The organism is Morganella sp. EGD-HP17, assembly GCF_000512315.2.
Classification (GTDB): domain Bacteria; phylum Pseudomonadota; class Gammaproteobacteria; order Enterobacterales; family Enterobacteriaceae; genus Morganella; species Morganella morganii.
Genome location: NZ_AZRH01000002.1, coordinates 55,443 through 78,747 on the forward strand (window position 1 = coordinate 55,443; position 23,305 = coordinate 78,747).

Sequence of the window (23,305 nt, forward strand, 5' to 3'; positions counted from 1 at the left end):
AAGAGGTTTCTTGCATGCATTATTCCATCAGTGAGTTTTCTGCCTTAACCGGTTTCAGTATCCATACCCTGCGGTTTTATGAAAAAGAAGGCATTTTGATCCCGCAGCGCCGGGCAAATAATCACCGTTGTTATTCCGCCCGTGATGCGGAGTGGGTGACGTTTATCACCCGACTGAAAGAAACCGGCATGCCGCTGAAATCCATCAGACATTATGCGGATTTACGGGCTCAGGGAGAGGAAACGGCACAGGCGCGTATGGATTTACTGCTGGCACACAGCGGGGAATTACAACAGCAGATAGCGGTGCTGAATGATCATTTTCAGCACCTGGAACGAAAGATAGATTACTACCGCGATTTACTGGCCACGGCAGCAATCTGAGCCGCGTCAGTCCGCAGCACTGAGGCGGAATTTCTGTACGGAGTTCTGCAGCGCCTGTGTCTGTAATTCCAGCCCGGCGGCGGTTTCAGAGACATTGCTGACCAGCGAGGCATTCTGCTGGGTCACAGTGTCCATCTGGGTGATTGCAGTGCCGACCTGTAAGATCCCTTTGGTTTGCTCCTCTGACGCAATGGCAATTTCTTTCATGATCTCCGTGACTTCACCGGAGGCACGGACAATCTCCTCCATCGTTTCCCCGCCGCCGGCGACCAGTTTAATGCCCTGATCAACACGGGACACCGCATTGGCTATCAGCCGTTCAATCTCTTTGGCGGCATCCGCACTGTTGCTGGCCAGTGTCCGCACCTCACCGGCCACCACCATAAAGCCGCGTCCGTGGACACCGGCCCGCGCCGCTTCTATCGAGGCATTCAGCGCCAGAATGTTAGTCTGGAAAGCGATACTGTTAATCACATTGGTGATTTCAGCAATTTTGCGTGAACTCTCGGAAATTTCGTCCATTGTGCGGATAACCGCAGCGATCATCTCATGGCCCTGATGTGCCGTTGAGGACGTTACTTCCGCCAGTTCGCTGGCATGATGCGCATGATCCGCATTCAGTTTCACTGTCGCGGTGATCTCTTCCATACTCGCCGCTGTCTCTTCCAGCGCCGCTGCCTGCTGTTCGGTACGCGAGGAGAGATCCGTATTGCCGCGCGCAATCTCAGAAGCACTGTCGCGCAGGGTATCACTGCCTTCACGGATAGAACTGACCGCATCCCGCAGACTGTCCTGCATCTCACTGAGCAGCGGGAACAATTTACCGACACAGTTACGCCCGGCTGCGTCACTTTCCACCGGCTGGCTGAGGTCCCCCCCGGCAATACGGCGGAAATGCTGACGGACATTGTTCAGCGGGCGCTGCATCATCTTCACCAGATAGCGGTCAGCAAAAATCAGGATCAGCAGACCAAACAGTGTGCCGCTGATAATCACAATCCGTGTGGTGGTCATCAGGCCGTCCACCAGGGTACGGGTCTGTTCGATCCGCGTCTCCGCCACCTGTGTAAATTCAAGGCTGGCAGCACCAAATTCTTTGCTCAGCTGCGGTGTGACATCATGGGACTGCTTACGGTAACCCGCCTGATCCCCCTGCTCCGCCAGCTGCATCTGGATTTTAACCCCCTCATCATAGAGTGCCTGCCAGCGGGCAATCACCTTTTCTGACATCTGTACATCCATCGGTCCCGGGGAAATCCGTTTCATCTCCGCCAGGTGCAGCCCCATATTCTCCATCGCTTCCGCAGACGGTTTTAAATCCGGTTCTTCCCCTTCCGCTTTTTTCTGCATTTCGCGGTTCAGCCGGGAAATAAACCGGAAATACTGGTCATTTCCCTGATTCAGTACCGTCAGCTGCCGGACTAGCTGACGATCGGTCGCATTGCCGTCAGACACTCTCGACAGTGACCAGTCACTGTAAAAACTGACACATCCGAGTGTCAGACACAAAATACCGAGTATCGACAGCATGACGAACCGGATGGATAAGTTTCGAAGTAACTGCATACAGTTTCCTTTAAGGGGCGATAAAATGATCTGGCAGGGCCATACGGATACTGTTATCGGCAGAAAATTCAAAAGTTATAATTTTTTGTGATTTTTTAAAATTTTGTTGTTTTTCAGGTTAATAGCTGCACGTTTTTCGGTGGATCAAGATATTTTTCTGTCTGTATGTCTCAAATTCACACAAAAACAGACAATTCCTGATAAAAAAATACAAACTACTGCACACTACATACAGATATTTACACTCCTTGCGGATATAAAAGGTAAATTCATTTAATATTAAAAGGTTAACTTTTGTATCGCACGATAACCGAGCGATAACACTCTTTACCGGTAATAAAAAGAATGAACATAGACGGGCTTCGCGGAAGTATTATTCAGAGTCTGGTGTTGTGGATTGAGCAAAATCTGGAATCTGATTTATCACTGGATATCATTGCCGCACGGGCGGGTTATTCCAAATGGCATTTACAGCGCTTATTTAAAGAGCACACCGGTGTCGTGATCGGAAAATATATCCGTGCCCGGCGCTTATCCTGCGCAGCGAAGGCATTGCGGATCACCCGCAGCAGTATTCTCGATATTTCCGTGAAATACCGCTTCGATTCACAGCAGACATTCTGCCGCGCCTTTAAATCCCAGTTTAATACCACTCCTTCCGCCTACCGCAAAAAAGCAGGCTGGGACAGCAACGGCTTTTGTTTTCCGTTACAGGCGGAAAACCTGATTCCGTTTCAGTCTGAACTGACCGAATTACCTGAAATATCGTTAGCGGGCTCTCATCATTATCACCGGAAACATCTGTCTGACTGGCAGACTGAAAACCGGAAATTCCGGCGTGAATTCTGGGAGAAGTTTTTTAAGGAAGTGGATATTATTCCGGCGGATTTGTATGCCATACATGCCCCGTATGAATCAACCGCAGATGATATCAGTTATGCCTATACCACAGCGGTTATTCCGTCCGTATTATCAGCGGACAGCATCCGCCGCGCTTCACTTTCTCCGGTGACCTTACCGGGCGGGCATTATCTCAGAATTACCATTGATCCGGCTATGCTGAAAAATCTGCCCGCTGATTACAACAATATTATTCATGCCGCCTATTCCGGTACGCTGGCAGAAATGAACCTGCTGCGCAGACGGGGCCCGGATATTGAACACTATAAACTGCTGCCCGCAGAGCGGCATGATGAGTTTATTGCCAACGGCCTGCAGTATGTGGAAGAGATTAATTACTACATCCCGGTCATGCTATAACAACGCATTATGTACGGCTTGTGTGAAGACAGAAGCCGGCGGCGGCCCGGAAATACGGGCAAACTCCTGTTCACTCCGGCGGCACGGCTCACAACAGGGTGCATAAAAACGGATCACCGAAATCCCGTCACCGTGCTCAATACCGGCAAAATTGCTTTCTGTGTAGTCCGGTATCATAGGTTCTCTCCCTTCTCAGAATGAAAAATGACGGCATTCCGCCCCTCTGCTTTTATAGCGTAACCACCGAAAAATCTAAAGTCTTCCGGATAACCGCCGATAATAACCTGTAGCCCTCCGGCAATGCACATCACAACATAATGATTGATATGATTTTTTTTCACACTGCGATACATTCTGTCTTTTTTATCGGATAAATTACTATTCGGCCTGTAATTACTCATAATATGTGTTAATTTGCATTTACGCTTTAAACTTGTGAACAGGCATATTGTGGTAATAATTTGTAATATTTCAGATGTTTTGTATTTAAACCGATATAACATCATGAAGTATAATGATTTTTATAATTTTACATTATGAAATATATGTTTTTATTGTGTATAATTTATGTTTAAAAAAACACAGAAATTTATAATTTTACCCATCACGACACATTTTTAGTGCAAATGATGACTTTATTTTAAAAACAAAACAATAAATAATAACAAAATAACGATAAATTGTGTTTTTACATTATTTTATTTTTGATATACACGTATTATTGATATTTTATCAAAAAAATGAATTATTGATTAAATTTTTTATTTATTTTTTATACTTTATAAATCAATGGATTAAAAACACATATATGTAAAAATAGTAGCCATGCATAGTAAATGAAGGCAATCTTCACTTACAAAAGAAATATAAATGTAATGGTAATTTTATTTACTTATTTATCAATAAATTACAAAATCAGTGGAAAATAAAAACATATTTTTTTGATAACCGTAAAAATTGTTAACATATAAAAAAGATTACAACGATCAAAAAATCATTATTGATAGTTTTTATCAATCAATAATTGGCCTTTGATCGTTATAACTAACTTTACTTAGCCTGTGTAAGCGCTAATACTTAATCCCGAAATGCAACCACGCTTTTCCTGCCATATTTAATTATGACGGAATTCGGGTCTGTATTATCTGATTAGTTATTCAGAATACCTTGCATATTATTCCCATAAGAAACCCGGTAATTTTTGAGTACGACTCATGATGAATATAAATAAAATTGTTGGAGAACAAATCAGAGCACACAGAAAAGAACAGGGATTATCCGGTTCAGAATTAGGTGACAAATTAAAATTAAGTCAGCAGCAGGTTTCACGCTATGAGCGCGGGGAATGCAATATTCCGCTTGATATGCTGTTTACTATTTCACTTGTTCTGGAAGTGCCTTTTGTAAAGCTGTTTGGTGATCTTAACAACAGCCGGGATTATATGTTTTAATTTTAGAATTTTACGTTTTTTCATTTCTGATACACACAACACTCAAATTGTATCTGAAGATTAACCTCTTCAGATGTAGTGGTTTACTATTCTGTTGAGATAGTAAAATTTGAAGATGGCGTTTATTTTTTAGGAATTCAGTATTATGAAATTAAATATTATTGGTGCATCTGTTGTATCCGCTTTATTATTCTCCGCTGCTGCATCAGCAGCAGATCCGGTAATCGTAAACGGCGGTACAGTTCATTTTACCGGGGAACTTGTTAACGCAGCATGTGCAGTCAGCACTGAAAGCAGCAACCAGACTGTGGAATTAGGTCAGTACCGTACTGCTAAATTAGCAGCTTCCGGTGACATGTCTACTCCGGTTCCGTTCAAAATCAAACTGGTTGACTGTGATCCGGCTGTGGCAACCACTGCTGCTGTTGCATTCTCAGGCCAGAGCATGACCGGCGACGCTACCTTATTAGCGGTTAACTCCGGGACTAACGCACCGGCTGCACAGAACGTCGGTATTCAGATCAGTGATACCGCATCTAAAGTATTATCTCCAAGCGGTGCTGATTTCTCAGCAACTAAAACCTTAATCCAAGGTACTAACGTATTAGATTTCACTGCCCGTTATGTTGCCAAAGGCGCAACTACCCCGGGTCAGGCAAATGCTGATGCAACTTTCGTTGTTAAATACGAATAATCAATTACCGAACGTAATTAATTAAATAAATAAAAACTCTCTCTGCACAGAATTATTTTTCTTAATTCTGACGACGGATTGTGCCTGTAACAGGGAGCGGAGAGAGTTTTATATATCACCTTCTGTATTATAAGCCACCCCGAAAAATGAAATACCATACTCTATGCGTTATTTCTGACAGAGAATATTAAGAGGTACTTTTGTGATTTCTGATTATTTTAAAAATAGTGCATTGATATTGTTTTTCACACTGATGTCAGGGTTTGCTTATTCAGCGTCAAATCAGAACTCAGGAATTGCACTGGGTGCAACCCGGGTCATTTATCCTCAGGATGCAAAACAAACATCACTGTCTGTGATTAACCACAGCCCGAAAGAACGTTTTCTGATCAACTCATGGGTTGATAACGACAATGGCAAAGAGAAAGATTTTGTTATCACGCCGCCATTATTTGTGATGGAGCCTGCCAGCGAAAATATTCTGCGGATTGTTAACCTGGCTCAGGATTTACCGAAAGACCGCGAGTCTGTTTTCTGGCTGAACGTAAAAGCGATTCCGTCCGTGGATAAAGAATCACTGGAAGGAAAAAACGTGCTCCAGCTGGCTATTTTGTCACGGATTAAATTGTTCGTCAGACCGGTAAATTTACCGATCCAGACAGAAGATGCGGCAGAAAAAATTACCATCACGCAGAAAAGCGGCACGATTACGATTGATAACCCGACGCCGTATTACACCACTTTCGTCAATATTATTTTAGACGGGCGTCCGCTTGAGAATGTCATGGTCGCGCCATTCAGTACCCATCAGATTGCCGGTAAAAACGGCCGTAAACTGACTTATCAGACAATTAATGATTACGGCGGACTGCGCAAACAGCGCGAAGTGAATCTGAATTAAGACATTCATTATTTTATTGTTGTCATGCAGGGAACAGGGTGAAATGAGTAACATCAAAAAGGTTTTCACACATACGCCGGTTTATTTTGCTGTGCTTGCCGCGGTGACGTGTTTTTTCCCTGCGGGAACCGCCGGTGCGAAACCTTCCTTTAACGCCGCGTTTTTAACCGATGACCTGTCTGACGCGGATGTCTCTGATTTATCCCGCTTTGAATCGGGCGGCTATCAGCCGCCCGGTACTTACCTGGTTGAACTGTCTGTTAATAATGACTTTGTTTCCTCCTCTGAAATCACCTTTACCGAACTGAAAAATAAAGAGGGTGAGCCTTATTTATTCCCCTGCTTCAGTGCGGAGACCATTATCGGTTTCGGGGTAAATATCGCCCGTCCGGAGGAATTAACAGAGCAGGATAAACAGTGCTTCCCGTTTACCGAAAAAATTCCCGGTTCAGAATATCACTTTGATTTTCAGAAACAGCGGCTGATGCTCAGTTTCCCTCAGGCCAGTCTTTCCGGGCAGGCCCGCGGCTATATTCCGCCGGACAGATGGGAATCCGGTATTCCGGCACTGTTTATGAACTATTTCGCGTCCGGGAATAACAACTCGGATAATACCAGCAGCTACTACGTGAACCTGAACTCGGGGTTTAACCTTGGTGCGTGGCAGTTCCGTCAGTCAAGCTCCTGGAATTACAACAAAAGTAAAAACACCAGTAACAGCCAGTGGCGCAGCCTGATGAACTATGTTCAGCGGCCGATTATTGCCCTGAAAAGCCAGCTGGTTATCGGTGACGGCAACTCGGACGGCAGTGTCTTTGATTCTGCCGGGTTCCGTGGTGTGCGGCTGTTTTCTGTCGATAATATGTATCCGGACAGCCAGCAGGGCTATGCCCCGACCGTGCGCGGTATGGCAAAAACGGATGCCAAAGTGGTTATCCGCCAGAACGGCTATGTGATTTATCAGGTCTATGTCCCGCCGGGCCCGTTTGTCATAAATGACTTAAACCCGGCCACCTCCAGTGGTGACTTACAGGTCACCGTCGAGGAGAAAGACGGCACTCAGCAGCAGTATATTGTTCCCTACTCCACACTACCGGTGCTCCAGCGTGAAGGCCGTGTGAAATATGATGTGATGGCCGGGGAATTCCGCAGCGGTAACAGCAACCAGGATAAACCGAAGTTTGTCCAGGCGACCCTGCTCGCCGGTCTGACACGGGATATCTCCGTGTATACCGGGACACAGCTGGCAGACAAATATAAATCTGTACTGGTGGGTGTCGGTCAGAATATCGGCCGCTTTGGTGCCTTCTCCTTCGATGTCACCCATGCAAACAGTGAACTGGCGGACGGCTCGAATCACAGCGGGCAGTCCTTCCGTTTCCTGTACGCGAAATCCCTGAACACCACCGGGACCACGTTCCAGTTATTGGGTTACCGCTATTCCACCAAGGGCTTCTATACCTTAAACGATGTCGCGTATAAGCAGATGTCCGGCTATGAATATGCCCCGGACGGCGAGGATGGCGATGACGGCAAGCCGATCATTATTAATTATCACAACCTGCTTTATAACAAAAAAGGGCGCTTCCAGGTCAATATCTCGCAATCATTTGACCAGTACGGCTCGCTCTATATATCCGGTAACCAGCAATCTTACTGGAACCGCAGCGGTAAAGATGAATGGTATCAGGCCGGGTATTCCAACAGCTGGAACGGGATAAATTACTCCGTTTCCCTGAGTACCACCAAAGCGCTGGAACTAAAAGAGCGCGATAACATGCTGTCGGTGAATGTGTCCGTACCGTTCTCCTCATTCTCGTCGCGTAATGCGCGCAGTAATGATGCCTTTAATAACGCGTATGCCACCTTCTCCGCCACCAATAACTCCGGCGGCCGCGAGGCTTACCGCGTTGGCGTGAACGGCACACTGCTGGAAGACAGAAACCTGAGCTATTCCGTCTCACAGGGGCATGTCAGCCAGCAGGGTTATAACGGCTCAGCGGGCCTGGATTATCAGGGCACTTACGGCGATTTCGGGATCAGCTATAACTACGACCCGGATCAGAATCAGCTGAACTACCGGGCCTCCGGCGCAGTGCTGCTGCATGAAAACGGATTGACATTCGGCCAGTCAATCAATGACACCACCGTGCTGGTCAAAGCACCGGGTGCCGCCGGTGTGGCGGTGGAAAACTACACCGGGGTGAAAACGGACTGGCGCGGTTACGCCATTATTCCTTATGCCTCGGCATACCGTAACAACCGTATTGCCCTGAATCCGGATTCATTTAATGACAATACGGAAATTAAAAATAATGTGCAGAACGTGGTACCGATCAGCGGGGCTGTTGCCCGCGCCACGTTTGATACCAGTATCGGGATCCGGGCGCTGCTCTCGCTGACCCACAACGGCAAACCGATCCGCTTCGGCAGTATGGTGCAGGAAACCGGCTCTCAGATCAGCAGTATTGCCGATGATGACGGACGTGTGTATTTAACCGGCCTGCCGCTGACCGGGAAATTACTGGTGCAGTGGGGGAATCAGCCGGGTGACCAGTGCACCGCGGATTATGATTTTACCCGTCAGGAAATCAAAGGGCCGTTACTGCGGACCGCGCTTGAATGTAAATAGAGAGTTAATGATGAAAAAGAGATACGCAATCCCGTTATTAATGGCATTTTTACCTCTTCCGGCGCTGGCTGTGGTATGCAGTAATGCGGCGGGCGGAACCAGTGAGGTCTTTTACGATCTGACCGACAGCTTTACCTCCGCCAATAACCAGGTGGGTCAGGTAAAAGTGTTAACCAAAAACTTCAGCGAACGGGTTGAGGGAATATGCCCTGTCCACTCCGGCAATAACCGGACAATGCGCAGCTATGTCGCCAATATGCCGGTGGTGGAAACGGAAGGATCCTATAAATACCTCCAGCTGAATGATTATCTGCGGGGGGCGATGAGTATTACCGACAGCTCTGCCGGTACATTTTACCCGCCGCAGGACTATGTTCTGATGGGCACACACCCGAACGTGACCAAGGGAAAACCGTTCGGCATTATGGACAGTAATTTTACCTTCCGCCTGAAAGTCACCCGCCGTTTCGTTGACCAGGTGGTGATCCCGAAAAAGACCTTATTTACCGTCTATGTCACGACGGCAAATACTGACCCGCTGAGCACGCCGGTTTATACCATCAGTTACAGCGGCATTATTAATGTACCGCAGCAATGCAAAGTCGGGGTTAATGATATTGTGGTGATTAACTTCGGTAAAATCGGTTCACAATTATTCAGCCAGGCCGGTGCCGGTAATAAGCCCGCTACGGTGAATAAAAAACTCGAAAATATCGCGATTCAGTGTACCAACGTGGAAGCGAAAGCCTATCTGACATTGCGTATCGAAGCGGAAAAAGTTAACGGCAATATGATTGTCTCCGATAACCCGGATGTCGGTTTTATTGTCGGTGATCAGAACGGTAATGCATTAACCCCGAATAATATCGGCAGTGTTATTCCGTTCCAGCTCGACGGCGCCGGTTCTGCCCGGACAGCAATTACCGCCTGGCCCGTCAGTGTGACCGGTAATAAACCGAAAGAAGGTGTTTTCCAATCCCGCGGTTATTTACGCGTTGACTACGAATAACAGGCACGGCAATGAAGAAACACATTAAACAGACTCTGCTCCCCCTGCTTTGCGGCAGTCTGCTGATCCATTCAGCCGCCGCCTATGAACTCGGCCGGGTCAATATTGAGTTGTCCGGTGAAATTGTCGCTTACAGTTGCGGGGTCGAAGTTTCCCAGGCAAATAAAAAAGTCGAACTGGGGCGCTGGGCACTGAAAAATTTCCGCGCCGCCGGTGATAAAACACAATCCATGCCGTTCAGTTTTCAGTTACAGAACTGTCCGCCTTCTTCTGCCGTCACCTTTGTCTTCAGCGGTAAGAAAGATAAACAGGACAGCTCACTGCTGGCGATAAATGAAGGGGCAAGCGCCGCGGGCTCTGTAGCGGTAGAGATCCTCGACAGTCAGAAAAACCGGCTGCCGGTGGAAACCAAAAGCCCGAAAATTGCTATGGATATTAACGGCAACGGTCAGGCACAATTTTATGCCAACTATATCGCCACCGGAAACCGCCCGACCCCCGGCATCGCTGACGCAGATGCCACTTTTATGATTACCTACGATTAATCATAGCCCTCTTTCCCGGCGTCTGCCCTGCTGACAGCCCCCGGCTGTCAGCGGGTAAATCGTGCTGTTTCCCCTGAAGTTGCATCTAAAATACTTTTTAAATTTTGAAAAGTATTTTAAGATTAAGCCTTAATCATGTGTTTAACTTCAGGAGAACACAGATGGAACGCATCATCATTCCGACTAACTACATTCATGTCCGCAGCACCCCGCTCTGGACCAAAGAAACCGCACCGAAATCTATCTGGCAAAGACATCTGGATAAAGGCACCCGTCAGGGCGTTTATCCTAAACTGTCTGTTATGCAGGGCACGATTGTTTACTATTCCTATGCGGATGAAACCAGCCCCGAACCAACAGACACCCTGGTAATCCAAGCCGGGCAGTTCGGTGTCTTTCCGCCGGAAACCTGGCACCGGATAGAAGCGGTTACTGACGATACTGTGTTCAATGTCGATTTTTATGTCGCCCCAGAGATCCTGACCGAGGAGTAACACAATCATGAACGACGAAAACAAAGGCTTTTTATTAGAGCTGATAAATGAAAGTAACGGCCTGAAAGCTGAAAAACTCTTTCTGAATCCGAAAAAGTTATATATCCCTGAGATTGCAGCGGAAGAAATCGCGTTGCTGGTCAGTGAATTAGACGGCAAAGAAAAGATTAATGATGCGGCACTGATGGTCACCATGACCAATAAAAATAATGGTGTGTCAGTGGATAAAGACGTGGATTCCGCTGCTGAATTAGCCGATGCTGAAAACGCGGCGCAAATCGTCAAGGATCTGATTAATATTATCCGCGGCTACGATATGGATGAAGAAACCAATATCTGCGGATGGTAACTGTTCTGTCTGTGCCGTGAGGGGAAAACCGGTTTCCCCTCCGGCATTGTGCATTACCCGGCGTGACGGATATCGTCATACTCACGGGTTTTATCAAACACGCTTTTGGCAAACGGACAAAGCGGAATAATTTTCCGCTGTTCACGGCGCATTTTCTCAACCACCGCCGCAACCAGCTTATTACCGACTTTCTGCCCGCGCAGGCTGTCATCCACCATAGTATGGTCAATAATCACCAGATTATCCCCGGTATATACAAAGGTGATTTCCGCTATCCGGCTTTTGCCGTCCTCAAACAGAATATAAAAACTGGTTTCATCTTCACGAATATCCATCACTTATCTCCTGCGGCTTAAAATAATACTATATGCAAAACCGTGCGGATGAGAATACCGATCAGTGCTGCCGGGATCACATAACGGAATAAGCGGACAAACCGAGAACTGATACCGAGAAAAATTCCGATCCCCGGTAAATCAAATGTCTGGATGAGTAAACCGGCAGACGCATTAATCTGATTGGCGGTTACCGCGCCCTGCTGCACCAGGTCAGAAATCACCCCGAAATAGGCGGTACCCCCGGCCACACATTTCACCAGGGCGGGCAGCACAAAACTGTCCGGAATATGCATAAAATTCAGTACCGGCATCAGAATATGGTGCAGCCATTCAATCACCCCGGCGGCCTGCATTAATCCGACAATGGATAATGACAGGATAAGCATCGGGATAGCCCCGAGTGCCAGACGGATAGCATCCGCCCCCGCGCTGTTGATAACCGACAAAATTCCCTGATTATTCTGCTCCGCATCCGGCAGCGGCTCTGAACTTGCGGTCTCTGTTGCGGATAACCGGCGGCCGGTGACATACCAAGTGAAAGCCGCCGCACACAATCCCCCTGCAACCGAGATAATAATGGAGGTTGTCCAGTGCAGCCCGAACGGCATCAGCGGATAAAACACATTCCCCTGCCCCATAGCAAAACACATCGCCAGGGTGGCGGCCATATGGCGATCAGAGACACCCCGCTTATCCATAATCGCAAGTGTTGCCAGTGGTGCGGCAAAACTGACAAAGTTTATCTGGATCAGCGCGAATGCACTCATCCCGGTTAAGCCGAAAGGTTTGAGTAAAGGTGCCAGCCAGCGGACTATCACATCCAGCACGCCTCTGACAGACAGGTATTTCATTATGATCAGCATCACGACCATAATCGGTAATAAGGTATAAAGTGCGACATCAACGGAGGATTTACCCGCTGAAATGATAATACTGATGACATCCATGGAATGAATACGGAAAGTAACTGAATCGGTTTTCCGGATTATAACCCTGTGATTTCAGAAGTAATTCAATTTCTTGAAGTGGTTCAAATAAAGCAGATAAAAACAGCCAATCCTGTATTTGCAGATAATTTATTCAGCCGGATGCTGTTTTGCGGGATCAATAACCAAAAAATAACCCTGCATGACAGACTGCCACCGTCTGCTGTATCTATCCGGCTGATTTACATCATAATTCAGAAAGATGACCAGAGCAGCGACAGCGGCATCACCAGTACCAGTGCCGGAAGCAGGTTAATCACCGCAAACATTTTAATACCGCAGATCCGAAGCCCGGTCGCGATTAATAATACCCCGCCCGCCGCAGTAAAATCCGCCATCATGGCCGGTGTGGTAAACGGCATTAATAACGCACCGCTGCCCGCCAGTGCCAGCTGAATAATCAGCATCGGTGCGGCAATAACCGACACCGCAATACCCAGTGAGCAGGCAAATATCATCGCGGTGAAAAAATCCATAAAAGCTTTGGTCAGCAGAACGGTCGGATCACCGGTCATGCCTTCATGCATCGCCCCGAAAATTCCGGTACCGCTGACACAGAACAGGAATATCAGCACCACATAGTTTTCGATAAAACTTTCCTGAGCCCCGCCCCGTGCCGGAAGCCGGGTCTTTATTTTACCGGCCACCGCATTAATTTTATTTTCCAGGCAACACAGTTCACCGATAACCGCCCCCAGCAGCACCGACAACACCATCACCGGCATATTGGCACATTTTATAATCAGCAACACCCCGATGGCGAGCGAGGCCAGGCCGAATACAGAGGGCATGGATGTCCGGATACGTTCCGGCAGCCGGTGGCTCAGCCCTGCCCCGGCAATTCCGCCGATTAATACTGCGGCGGCATTAATAAAAGGTCCGGTAACCAAAGATCACTCCTGCTTTTTTTATTTGAATCTCATTATTATACGGAACCGGTACAATACTGTACGTGTACCTGTCTGCAAAACAGGATCAATAAAATATAAAGCGGGTATTGACTCTTACGTCACGTAAGGCCGCAGTCTGAGCAGCATTACAAGAGGGAAATATGTTACTTCAGGTTGGTGAAATTGCTGAGAAGACCGGACTGACAGTATCGAACGCCTTACCCGGATTCAGATATTGCGGCAGATAGGCGTCAAACTAAAGGATATCGGTAAAATACTCGATGGTCACGGCGGGGATATGGCGAATCTGCTGAAAGAGAAGGTCAGTGTATTAACGGCGCAGATGCAGGAATAAGAACGTGTTTCACTGCGTACCGGTGAGCGATGCGACCTCAAATTTGCCTGTGAACAATTCCGTCTTTTTCTGTCCGGAAAAGTTCCGTGCAACGATTTTCAGGCCGCCATCATTTCGTTACCCTTTTTTAATTTCCATCCGCCATTGCGCATCACCGATTTGTTCAAAATCAGTAACTTCATGGCCGGCTTCTGCCGCCCAGCGCGGAATATTTTCCGTCGCCTGAGCGCAATCGTATTTGATGACCAGTACATCACCGGTCGCTAATGTTTCAATGGCTTTTTTTGCTTCAATTAACGGAAAGGGGCACAGGTGCCCGCGGGTATCTAATTCCAGCGTATTCATAGTTTCACCTTATTACTTTATTTTCTGAGGACGTATGATCGTAAAATAACTGACAATCCAGCTGCCGGCGATAATGCAGGGAATAAACGCCCAGCCCTGCCAGGAGAACCAGGCCGTATTGACTAAGGTATTTCCCAGCATACAGCCGCCGGCAAGGCCGCTGCCGATACCCATGAGTAATCCGCCGGTCAGGCTTTTTATCATCACGGGAAAACCCGGGTTGCGGAAACGAAATTCCCGGCTGCCTTTTGCGGCGATAAACGCCCCGGCAAAAATCCCGATCAGCAGATAACCCGCCCAGTTAAAGAATTTCAGGTCGCCGGCCGTCACCAGTGAAAATAATTGTGCGCTCGGGCCGCTGATCCCTAACCCGCCGACACGTCCGTCCGCCAGGCTTGAAGGCCAGGCAAGCAGAGCAATGACACCAATTATCAGGGCAGAAACAAACGGATGCCAGCGGGCTTCAAACAGCAGGTGAGCGACCCCGGTTTTCCGGGCTTTCATTTTGGGAATGTGAACAGATTTGTATTTATTCAGGTGACGATTCACCAGAAAAACCGTCAGCAGCACCAAAACAATAATCGCGATATACGGCGGGATATTCAGTGATTGTGTGATAGTCGGGGAATCCAGCTTCGGTGTGGTAACCGGAGAAAAGACCTGTTTTACGGCAGACTGACGGATAAACCAGCTGGCAATAATAAAACCGCCGACGGCTGTAATGCTGCCTGCCAATCCTTCCGCAGTCCGGTAATAAGCACCGGTTGAGCAGGACCCGGCAAATGCCATCCCCATGCCAAAAAGTAATCCGCCGGCCAGAGTTGCCAGCCAGGGAAATGTGCCTCCGGGGATTTTTGCAATACCGAAATAAGAAAAAATGAAGAGTCCGATACTCTGGACAGAGATGACAATCAGAATAGCAATCAGCATTCTGCTGTCGCGGAAGAGATAGAGATCGCGCAAACCACCGGCTAAACAAAAGCGGCCGCGCTGCATAACAAAACCCAGTAATACCCCTAAGAATAAACCGGATAGATGAGATAAACTTATCATAGACATCGCTCCTTTAAGAGCGCTATCTTAGCGAAATATCTTTTTGATTATTTGAGGAAAATCACAGAAAACGGAAATATTGTTTTATGTGCGGGCAGAAATAACCGGCAGGGGACATTTTCCGGCTGACGATGACACCAGTAATCACAGGGGACTCATCTGCATCCGGCGGCTGCCGGCTTTTTGTGTTTCATTCAGTAATGATGTGGTATAAAAAACCACAGAGTGCTGTAAAACACCCTGTGGTCACATGGTATTAAATGTATTCCGTTTATTGAATCTGGCTTTCTGCTGTTTCAACTAAACCGATTAACCGGTTCCGCATGACAGCATATTTTTCTTTGACTAGAGCTTCGGCCTCTTTCTGATTATCAATTCTGATCACTCTCGCCGCACAGTATTTAGTTTCCGGTGTTTTGGATACCGGATCCAGATTATCCTGTGTCAGTTCATTACAGGCACCAATCCACCACTGATATGTCATATAAACCGCTGGTTTATTAATCGTTTCATTGATACTGCACCGGGACATCACTTTCCCTCTGCGTGACTCCACCCACACAATATCCTGGTCTTTAATTCCCAGCTTTCCTGCGGTTTCCGGATGCATCTGCACATATCCCGGTTCGTCAGCCAGAGATGCCAGCGCCTTACAGTTACCGGTCATAGAACGGCATGAATAGTGCCCGACCTCACGGACAGTGGAAAGGATCAGCGGATATTCATCATCCGGCAGTTCCGCCGGCTTCCGCCACGGTGCGGCAAACAGCAGTCCTTTGCCTGACGGGGTATCAAAGACGTTATTCTGATAGAGGTATGGTGTCCCCGGATGATCTTCTGACGGGCACGGCCACTGAATATGTGCCAGCCCTTCCAGTTTTTCATAGGTGGCACCGTAAAACAGCGGACACAGTTCTCTGAGTTCATCCCAAATCTCTTTGTTGTCAGTATAAGACATCGGGTATCCCATCTCTGTCGCCAGCAGACTGATAATTTCCCAGTCCCGTTTTACATTTCCCTGTGGTTCAATGGCTTTCTCAAACCGCTGAAAGCCCCTGTCCGCGCAGGTAAAGATACCGCCGTGCTCACCCCAGCTGGTTGACGGCAGAATAACATCGGCCTGCTCCGCTGTTTTGGTCATAAAGATATCCTGCACCACCACAAATTCCAGGGCATCAAACCCATTGCGGACGAGTTGTAAATCCGCTTCTGTCTGCAGCGGATCCTCCCCCATGATGTAATAGGCTTTTACCTTTCCCTCAATGGCCAGATGCGGGACTTCCGTAATACGGTAGCCCGCCTCAGGGTCAAGGGATTCATACGGGATCCCCCATGCCTGCGCAAATTTACGTCTGACATTTTCATCTGTCACATTCTGATAGCCGGGGAACATATTAGGCAGTACCCCCATATCACAGGCACCCTGAACATTATTCTGCCCTCTGACCGGTGCAACCCCCACACCGGGTTTTCCCAGATTGCCGGTTAATAACGCCAGTCCGGAAAGGCCTTTGACGACATCCACCGCCTGCCCGAATTGTGTCACCCCCATCCCCCACATAATGGTTGCGGTTTTTGCACGCGCATAGGTTCTCATCGCCTGACGGATTTGTGAGGCCGGAATGCCGGTAATATCCTGAACCACTTCAGGGCTGTAATCCTGAACGGCTTTTTTGTACTCCTCAAATCCCTCTGTAAACCGGCTGACATAATCTTTGTCATACAGATTTTCATCGATTAAGGTATAGGCGAACGCATTAACCAGCGCCATATTGGTACCGTTCCGCAGAGGAAGGTATTGTGTGGCAATTTTAGCTGTTTCTATTTTTCTCGGGTCGCAGACAATAATTTCCGCGCCGTTCTCTTTTGCTTTTATCACCCGGCGGGCGACAATAGGATGAGAATCCGCACAGTTATACCCGAATACCAGCAGGCAACCGGAGTGTTCAATATCCGCGATGGAATTGCTCATTGCCCCGTTACCCAATGTCACCTGTAATCCGGCCACTGACGGGCCGTGACACACCCGGGCACAGCAATCCACATTGTTGTTACCCAATACTGCACGGGCAAATTTCTGCATCACAAAGTTGGTTTCATTGCCGGTTCCGCGTGAGGAGCCCGTACACATAATGGATTTTGCACCGTACTTTTCTTTAATCTGTTTCAGCCGGTGAGCGGTATAATTAATCGCCTCCCGCCAGCTGACAACTTCAAACGGTGCGCCTTTTTCTCTGCGGATCATCGGCTGATTTATTCTGGCTGTCAGTAACTTGTTATCATTAAGAAAATCCCAGCCATATAACCCTTTCAGACACAGCTGCCCCTGGTTGGTAACACCATCAGCACCTTCTGCTTTGATTATTTTTCCGTTTTCAACACAAAGATTCAGTTTACAACCGGCACCACAATACGGGCATACAGATATGACTTTATTCATTTGACGTCCTTTCCCCTGACCAGGGAGTAAAAGAGTAAGAAAAGAAATGTCATCTATGCATATTACATGCCAGTAAAAAATAGCTTTATAATCAATGAAGGATCGGTTTTTTGATGTGTCAGACAACAATAATCGACATTTTTGACGAAACGGGAAGGGAAATATTGCCGGAAAAAATATTGTGCTAATCAGCAGCATGATGCTGAATGCGGCGACATCAGCTTCCGGCCGGAGTGGACAGTCCGCCTGAAGAAAATTATCTGAGAAAACTGTTTCGGTTCAGGGAACAGAGAAACCTTTTATTTATCACGGATAATTTTTTGTGAGAAAATCACGCTTTATTACCATTAAATTAAGGGTATCTGAGGGATGAAAATTTTCGGTATTATTGTCGTTACAATCGGATGTATTTTATTACAAGGCTGCGATACTCAGGAAACGAAAGTCGTAAAATATATGAAGTGCAGGATTGCCGTTGATGAAATCGGAGATCAACAAGCGAAGGTTAATTTTCGCATGAATGGGGTAACATCTGTTTTTGGTGATGAAATACCTAAAATGAGCGGTTACGATAGTATGCGTTTACAGCAGGAAGCAAGAGATGATTTAAAAATGGATGTTCCGAACAAAAGACTCTCTGTGGAAAATTTAATCGATGAATATGAAAAAAGCTACTGTGCAGATATTCATCAGTCGCCGCAAAAAGAAAAAATAAAAAAACTGAAATATATTTTAAACCTTTAACATTGTTAGAAGTTAAACATAAAACTCCGGTGACCCAATACAGAACGAATCAGACAGAGCGAAGTGGCACCATCATAATATCACGCCCTGCACTCTGTTATATCTGACTTCAGCGAAATTCATACTGTGCAGTTTGGTGAGGTTTTCGCTGATAGCCGGGCAAATAACGTTACTGTAAGGAATGATTTATCAGGAATTGAGAGACTTCAGGAGATACTGGGAGACGTTGAGATGGCGGAGGAGGAGAGATTCGAACTCTCGGACGGTTTCCCGTCGGCGGTTTTCAAGACCGCTGCCTTAAGCCGCTCGGCCACCCCTCCGCAATGACGTGCACTATAGTCCCCTCACTGTGCCTTGTAAAGTCCCGGATAGTTTAAATGCCGGAAATTTAGTCATTTCTCAATGTGTTAGCTGATTTTATCATCATTATCACCGCTTTCTTTCTTCTGATGCTTGGGGTAGCGGCAGATTTTTGCTACATTTTCATTCTCATTTTCAGCAGGTTCAGATTATGTTTGTGTTTGAAGGGCGTGAAATCGCCACTGACCCCCACGGCTATTTACTCAATGTGCAGGACTGGCAGGAAGCAATGGTGCCGCTGCTGGCTGAACAGGAAGAAATCACCCTGACAGAACAGCACTGGGAAGTTATCCGCTTTGTGCGGGATTTTTATCTGGAATTTAATACCTCACCGGCTATCCGCATGCTGGTGAAAGCCATCACACAGAAGTATGGCGAGGAGCGCGGGAACAGTCGTTATCTGTACCGCCTGTTTCCGAAAGGCCCGGCCAAACAGGCAACAAAGCTGGCCGGTCTGCCGAAACCGGTGAAATGTATCTGACCGCCGTTTATTCGTGGCGGACACGGAATACCGCAACTTCCCTGTAATCACAGGGGGTTGCGATGATATCTGTCACTTTCGCCCCCGGCGGCCCGCCAGCTTCCAGCCATGCGGTCATGGCCTCCAGCACACTTTCATCGCCATACGCTTCAATTTCCACACTGCCGTCCTGACGATTGCGGACAAACCCGGTCACATTATGGCGTTTTGCCCAGTAAAACGTTTGATAGCGGAAACCAACGCCCTGAACGCGTCCGTATACGGCAAAATGTCGTCCGATCTTCATTATGTCGCTCCTTTTTCCGAAAATGTCACTATTTTAATCTGTATCGCTGTCCGCCGGTTGTAATTTTACCCACTCCCCGATAACCTGAAATTGTCAGCTGTTGCTGATTGCAGTGATAGGAAACAACAATCTGTTAAGGGATTGAATCTGTCATCAGTACCCCCCATATTAGTAACAGAGCAAAGTTTCTTCGGAGGTGATTATGATGATTTCAAGTAAGTTCGGTATCGGACAACAAGTTCGCCATAAGCTGCTTGGCTACTTGGGCGTGATTGTCGACATTGATGCTGAATACTCACTGGATCAGCCGGAAGAGGACGACATCGCATCCAATATGAACCTGCGCTCTGCGCCCTGGTACCACGTCGTGATGGAAGACGATAACGGTGAGCCTATCCATAGCTATCTGGCAGAAGCCCAGATCACCTATGAGATGGATGAAGACCACCCCGATAACATCACTATGGATGAACTGGCTGAGTCCATCCGCAACCAGTTACAGTCTCCCCGGTTGCGCAATTAACAATACGAAGAGCCCCGCCACTCACATGCCGGGGCTTTATTTTTACTTACTTTTCCAGCCCCAGACGCGGGATCTCAATTTTCGGGCAGCGATCCTCAACAAACAGCAGCCCGGCGTTTTCCGCCAGCGCTTTCGCCTCACTGCTGATAATCCCCTGCTGCAGCCACAGCACTTTCGCTTTTATGGCAATCGCTTCCTGCGCAATACCCGGTGCGGCATCCGCATTACGGAAAACATCCACCATATCCACCGGCTCCGGAATATCGGCAAGCGTGGCATACACCATCTGCCCGATCAGGGTTTTTCCCGCCAGTTTCGGATTCACCGGAATCACCCGGTATCCCTGTCCCAGCAGATACTCCATCACATGATAAACAGGGCGGTCCGGTTTATCACTCGCCCCCGCCACAGCGATCGTTTTTACCTGCTGAAGAATACCGGTCAGAAATGTGTCATTCATAGAAGCCTCTTTTATCATCCTGCGCAACAATCTGAGTTATAGCATACTGAATTGAAAATCACCTGTTGGCGGAACCCTTTTTTTCGCTTATGTTATTGAATAACATTTTATTCGCCGGAAAAGAGAGCGTTATGGAATCGACCACCCGAGTACTGACCAAGCATAAAAAAATCGCCCTTGTGGCTCATGATCACTATAAAACCAAATTACTGGACTGGGTTAAACGCAATCTGGCTAAATTAGAAGGCCATGAGCTGTTCGCCACCGGCACTACCGGCAAACTGATCAGCCGCGAAACCGGGCTTGAAATCACCGGCATGCTGAGCGGGCCGATGGGCGGGGATCAGCAGATAGGCTCAATGATTGCGGAAGGGAAAATTGATGTGCTGATTTTTTTCTGGGATCCGCTCAATGCCGTGCCTCATGACCCGGATGTGAAAGCGCTGCTGCGCCTGGCGACCGTCTGGAATATCCCGGTGGCAACCAATATGTCCACAGCTGATTTTATTATTCACTCGCCGGATTTCGATAACGATGTGGATATTGTTATTCCGGATTACAACCGCTATTTAAGTGAGCGGACTCAGTAACGGCTTTCTGCGGCGGTGATAATTTACCGCCGCTTCTTTCATATTTCAGGGCTTTTTCACCCGGCTGACGCCCATATCCGCCAGTTCTTCCGCGAAGCAGGACGGCGAGTCTTTGTCATACAGCAACCAGACCTGTTTTTTTGCCCGGGTCAGCGCCACATACATCAGGCGACGCTCCTCGGCATGTATAAACTCCTCTTCCCGCGGCAGTAATCCCTGCTCAATCACCGATTCCCGTGCTGCAGCCGGGAAACCGTCCCGTTCATCCGTCAGTCCGGTAATAATGACGTAATCCGACTGCTGACCTTTCGAGGCATGCATGGTCATAAAACGGATATTGAGATGCGGCCAGCGGGTTGCTGCCACCGACAGAATCTCCGGTTTAAGGTGGTGATAACGCGCCAGGATCAGAACCGTTTCTTCTCCGGTCACATAACCGCTCATTTTATTCAGTAATGCTTCCAGCTGACTGTCCGGCAGTAACAGCACCGCTTTTTTATCCCCTTTCGTCAGGCTGTTCAGGGGTTTGGTTAACTGCTGCGGGTTACGCTGAATAAATTCGTTGGCGATCTCCCCGATACGGCTGTTAAAGCGGTATGTGGTATCCAGCGCACACTGTCCCCCTTCGCCGAAGACCGCGCTGAAATCCGTGGTCAGTGTCAGTTCCGCACCACTGAAACGGTAAATAGCCTGCCAGTCATCACCGACAGCAAATAGTGTGGTCTGCGGGTTCTGGGCCCGCAGGGCATGGATCAGTTTTGCCCGCAGCGGTGAGATATCCTGGAACTCATCCACCAGCACCGCTTTCCACGGCGAGATAAAGCGCCCTTTTTCAATCAGGTTCACCGCCTGATGGATAAGCCCGGAGAAGTCTGTCGCCCCCTCGTCTTTCAGGGCACTTTTCCAGGCTTTTAAAAACGGCGCCATCAGTTTGATTTGTTTTGTGAATTCCGGTGCAATATCCGGCGGTGCGGACTCAATCATCACTTTCTGACTACCGCCGTTCATGCGCATCAGGCTCAGCCAGCGGTCAATCCTCGGCACCATGCGGCGGCACAGGGTTTCATCTTCCCAGTATTCCTCCTCATCCACCAGCCAGTTCATACTGCCGCTGATAAGTTCGCGCCAGCCTTTTGCCTGTGCTTTTTTCTCACGGCACTGAGTCTGCCAGACGGATTTAATCAGTTCATGACGGGCGGCTGTGTCACTTTCCAGCGCACTGATAACCGGCGATTTATTGGATGCTTCGCGGATAATATGCAGTGCGAGGGCGTGAAAGGTTTTACTGCGGATATCTTCTGTATGCAGACAGGTGCGTATCCGTTCATTCATCTCATCTGCCGCCTGCCGCCCGAAGGCGAGCATCAGGATCTGCTCCGGCAGCGCCTGCTGACGGCGCAGCAGCCAGCCGGCCCGTGCCACCAGCACCGATGTTTTACCGCTCCCGGCTCCCGCCAGTACCAGCACGGAAGGCTCACCATTAACCACCGCCTCACTCTGCGAAGTATTCAGCGGGGAGGATTCCACACTGGCAAAGAAATCCACGTAGGTTTCAAGGCATTGTTGTGTCCATTCGCGGTTGCGCTGACGGCGTTTTTCATCGGTGTGGCTGAGCCAGTCCAGACAAAACTGATAAGACTGTGCACAATTATCAAAACCGGCCAGACGCGCACGGGGCAGCGGCAGTGCCGCAAAGGCGTGCAGAATGTTGTCACGGAGTTTCTGACTTTCCGGTTGTGTCAGCCAGCGGTCGGCCTGAATCACCGACTTAATTTCACTGACCTGTTTATCCAGCACACCCGCGCTGACCACGCTCATCTCTTCACTCCAGCGTGACCAGATATCGGTAAGATACTGATAGAATTCCTGAGTTTCCTGCCACTGGGTACCGTGCAGACGCACAACCTGCTCATCCGGCAGTTCAAATTCCAGTTCGCCCCAGACGATACCGCGTTTACATTGAATATTGATTAACTCATTGAAAGGAATAACATACCGGTGTTTTGCCCCGCTGACTTCGATACCTGCGTTAAGTAACCGCACGCGGTTGTAAGGATGCCGAGCCAGTGTCTGCCCCATTTGTGTTGATTTTAATTCCATGTGTTCCGCACCGTTACAAGATTGAAATCAATATGTGATAAAACCAGATGTGGTAAAACGTATGCCAGCG

General features: G+C 48.0%; 25 protein-coding genes and 1 tRNA gene. 14 read left to right on the plus strand and 12 right to left on the minus strand.

The features are described from left to right. Positions 1–14: 14 nt before the first annotated feature. A complete protein-coding gene (locus X965_RS02715; protein ID WP_004238546.1) occupies positions 15–383 on the plus strand; it encodes a MerR family transcriptional regulator in 369 nt (122 codons plus the stop codon). 6 nt (positions 384–389) lie between these two features. Here the strand turns inward: X965_RS02715 and X965_RS02720 are convergent, their stop codons facing one another. Beyond that, complete coding sequence (locus X965_RS02720; protein WP_015422589.1) at positions 390–1,949, minus strand: methyl-accepting chemotaxis protein; 1,560 nt, start codon at positions 1,947–1,949, stop codon at positions 390–392. 345 nt (positions 1,950–2,294) lie between these two features. Here X965_RS02720 and X965_RS02725 point away from each other — a divergent pair, with 345 nt between their 5' ends. After that, positions 2,295–3,209, plus strand: a complete 915-nt coding sequence (locus X965_RS02725; protein ID WP_036416961.1) for an effector binding domain-containing protein — start codon at positions 2,295–2,297, stop codon at positions 3,207–3,209. On the opposite strand, the gene X965_RS02730 is transcribed toward X965_RS02725, so the two are convergent. Next, positions 3,204–3,386 (minus strand): hypothetical protein, encoded by a 183-nt coding sequence (locus X965_RS02730; RefSeq protein WP_004238550.1) that lies wholly within the window; start codon positions 3,384–3,386, stop codon positions 3,204–3,206. The genes X965_RS02725 and X965_RS02730 overlap by 6 nt on opposite strands. A gap of 1,037 nt (positions 3,387–4,423) precedes the next feature. Here X965_RS02730 and X965_RS02740 point away from each other — a divergent pair. From X965_RS02740 to X965_RS02775, 8 genes are all read left to right on the plus strand, one after another. After that, the gene (locus X965_RS02740; RefSeq protein ID WP_004241835.1) at positions 4,424–4,660 is read left to right on the plus strand and encodes a helix-turn-helix domain-containing protein; all 237 of its coding nucleotides are present in this window, start codon (positions 4,424–4,426) and stop codon (positions 4,658–4,660) included. Positions 4,661–4,805: 145 nt separating this feature from the next. Beyond that, positions 4,806–5,354: a type 1 fimbrial major subunit FimA gene (gene fimA / locus X965_RS02745; protein WP_032098450.1), complete on the plus strand. Its 549-nt coding sequence runs from the start codon at positions 4,806–4,808 to the stop codon at positions 5,352–5,354. A 205-nt stretch (positions 5,355–5,559) separates the two neighbouring features. Beyond that, on the plus strand, positions 5,560–6,255 hold the full coding sequence (locus X965_RS02750; protein ID WP_370531216.1) for a fimbria/pilus periplasmic chaperone: 696 nt from the start codon (positions 5,560–5,562) through the stop codon (positions 6,253–6,255). A 43-nt stretch (positions 6,256–6,298) separates the two neighbouring features. Next, positions 6,299–8,887 carry an outer membrane usher protein FimD gene (gene fimD / locus X965_RS02755; RefSeq protein WP_036416967.1) on the plus strand — a complete coding sequence of 863 codons (2,589 nt, stop codon included), beginning with the start codon at positions 6,299–6,301 and terminating at the stop codon, positions 8,885–8,887. 7 nt (positions 8,888–8,894) lie between these two features. Next, positions 8,895–9,896: a fimbrial adhesin FimH gene (locus tag X965_RS02760; RefSeq protein ID WP_004235893.1), complete on the plus strand. Its 1,002-nt coding sequence runs from the start codon at positions 8,895–8,897 to the stop codon at positions 9,894–9,896. Positions 9,897–9,907: 11 nt separating this feature from the next. Next, entirely contained in the window at positions 9,908–10,441 is a 534-nt protein-coding gene (gene sfmF, locus X965_RS02765; RefSeq protein ID WP_004235892.1) for a fimbria assembly protein, read from the plus strand. 161 nt (positions 10,442–10,602) lie between these two features. After that, entirely contained in the window at positions 10,603–10,935 is a 333-nt protein-coding gene (locus X965_RS02770; protein WP_004235891.1) for a DUF1971 domain-containing protein, read from the plus strand. Between the two features lie 7 nt (positions 10,936–10,942). Further along, a complete protein-coding gene (locus X965_RS02775; RefSeq protein WP_004235890.1) occupies positions 10,943–11,284 on the plus strand; it encodes a DUF1869 domain-containing protein in 342 nt (113 codons plus the stop codon). 53 nt (positions 11,285–11,337) lie between these two features. On the opposite strand, the gene X965_RS02780 is transcribed toward X965_RS02775, so the two are convergent. The 6 genes from X965_RS02780 to fdhF all read right to left on the minus strand — a co-directional run bounded on the left by X965_RS02780 (position 11,338) and on the right by fdhF (position 17,691). Then, the gene (locus X965_RS02780) at positions 11,338–11,619 is read right to left on the minus strand and encodes a GNAT family N-acetyltransferase (RefSeq protein WP_036416971.1); all 282 of its coding nucleotides are present in this window, start codon (positions 11,617–11,619) and stop codon (positions 11,338–11,340) included. Between the two features lie 17 nt (positions 11,620–11,636). Further along, positions 11,637–12,569: a nucleoside recognition domain-containing protein gene (locus X965_RS02785; RefSeq protein ID WP_004235888.1), complete on the minus strand. Its 933-nt coding sequence runs from the start codon at positions 12,567–12,569 to the stop codon at positions 11,637–11,639. A gap of 233 nt (positions 12,570–12,802) precedes the next feature. Continuing rightward, positions 12,803–13,498, minus strand: coding sequence for a DUF554 domain-containing protein (locus X965_RS02790; protein ID WP_004235887.1), 696 nt, complete (start codon positions 13,496–13,498; stop codon positions 12,803–12,805). A 472-nt stretch (positions 13,499–13,970) separates the two neighbouring features. Further along, positions 13,971–14,198: a sulfurtransferase TusA family protein gene (locus tag X965_RS02795; protein ID WP_004235884.1), complete on the minus strand. Its 228-nt coding sequence runs from the start codon at positions 14,196–14,198 to the stop codon at positions 13,971–13,973. Between the two features lie 12 nt (positions 14,199–14,210). Then, positions 14,211–15,251, minus strand: coding sequence for a YeeE/YedE family protein (locus tag X965_RS02800; RefSeq protein WP_036416973.1), 1,041 nt, complete (start codon positions 15,249–15,251; stop codon positions 14,211–14,213). A 271-nt stretch (positions 15,252–15,522) separates the two neighbouring features. Continuing rightward, a complete protein-coding gene (gene fdhF / locus X965_RS02805) occupies positions 15,523–17,691 on the minus strand; it encodes a formate dehydrogenase subunit alpha (protein WP_036416976.1) in 2,169 nt (722 codons plus the stop codon). Between the two features lie 369 nt (positions 17,692–18,060). On the opposite strand from fdhF, the gene X965_RS02810 reads away from it, so the two are divergent. Beyond that, positions 18,061–18,435, plus strand: a complete 375-nt coding sequence (locus X965_RS02810) for a hypothetical protein (protein ID WP_036416979.1) — start codon at positions 18,061–18,063, stop codon at positions 18,433–18,435. Positions 18,436–18,667: 232 nt separating this feature from the next. On the opposite strand, the gene X965_RS02815 is transcribed toward X965_RS02810, so the two are convergent. Then, positions 18,668–18,755, minus strand: a tRNA-Ser gene (locus X965_RS02815). A gap of 191 nt (positions 18,756–18,946) precedes the next feature. Here X965_RS02815 and tusE point away from each other — a divergent pair. Then, positions 18,947–19,276: a sulfurtransferase TusE gene (tusE, locus tag X965_RS02820; RefSeq protein ID WP_004241806.1), complete on the plus strand. Its 330-nt coding sequence runs from the start codon at positions 18,947–18,949 to the stop codon at positions 19,274–19,276. Positions 19,277–19,283: 7 nt separating this feature from the next. On the opposite strand, the gene X965_RS02825 is transcribed toward tusE, so the two are convergent. Beyond that, the gene (locus tag X965_RS02825) at positions 19,284–19,562 is read right to left on the minus strand and encodes an acylphosphatase (protein WP_004235877.1); all 279 of its coding nucleotides are present in this window, start codon (positions 19,560–19,562) and stop codon (positions 19,284–19,286) included. Positions 19,563–19,764: 202 nt separating this feature from the next. Here X965_RS02825 and hspQ point away from each other — a divergent pair, with 202 nt between their 5' ends. Next, positions 19,765–20,085 carry a heat shock protein HspQ gene (hspQ, locus tag X965_RS02830; protein ID WP_004235876.1) on the plus strand — a complete coding sequence of 107 codons (321 nt, stop codon included), beginning with the start codon at positions 19,765–19,767 and terminating at the stop codon, positions 20,083–20,085. A gap of 46 nt (positions 20,086–20,131) precedes the next feature. Here the strand turns inward: hspQ and X965_RS02835 are convergent, their stop codons facing one another. Continuing rightward, positions 20,132–20,545: a CoA-binding protein gene (locus X965_RS02835; protein WP_004235874.1), complete on the minus strand. Its 414-nt coding sequence runs from the start codon at positions 20,543–20,545 to the stop codon at positions 20,132–20,134. Positions 20,546–20,676: 131 nt separating this feature from the next. Here X965_RS02835 and X965_RS02840 point away from each other — a divergent pair, with 131 nt between their 5' ends. After that, positions 20,677–21,135: a methylglyoxal synthase gene (locus tag X965_RS02840; protein WP_004241804.1), complete on the plus strand. Its 459-nt coding sequence runs from the start codon at positions 20,677–20,679 to the stop codon at positions 21,133–21,135. Between the two features lie 45 nt (positions 21,136–21,180). Here the strand turns inward: X965_RS02840 and helD are convergent, their stop codons facing one another. Continuing rightward, on the minus strand, positions 21,181–23,235 hold the full coding sequence (gene helD / locus X965_RS02845) for a DNA helicase IV (RefSeq protein ID WP_036416982.1): 2,055 nt from the start codon (positions 23,233–23,235) through the stop codon (positions 21,181–21,183). Positions 23,236–23,305 lie beyond the last annotated feature (70 nt).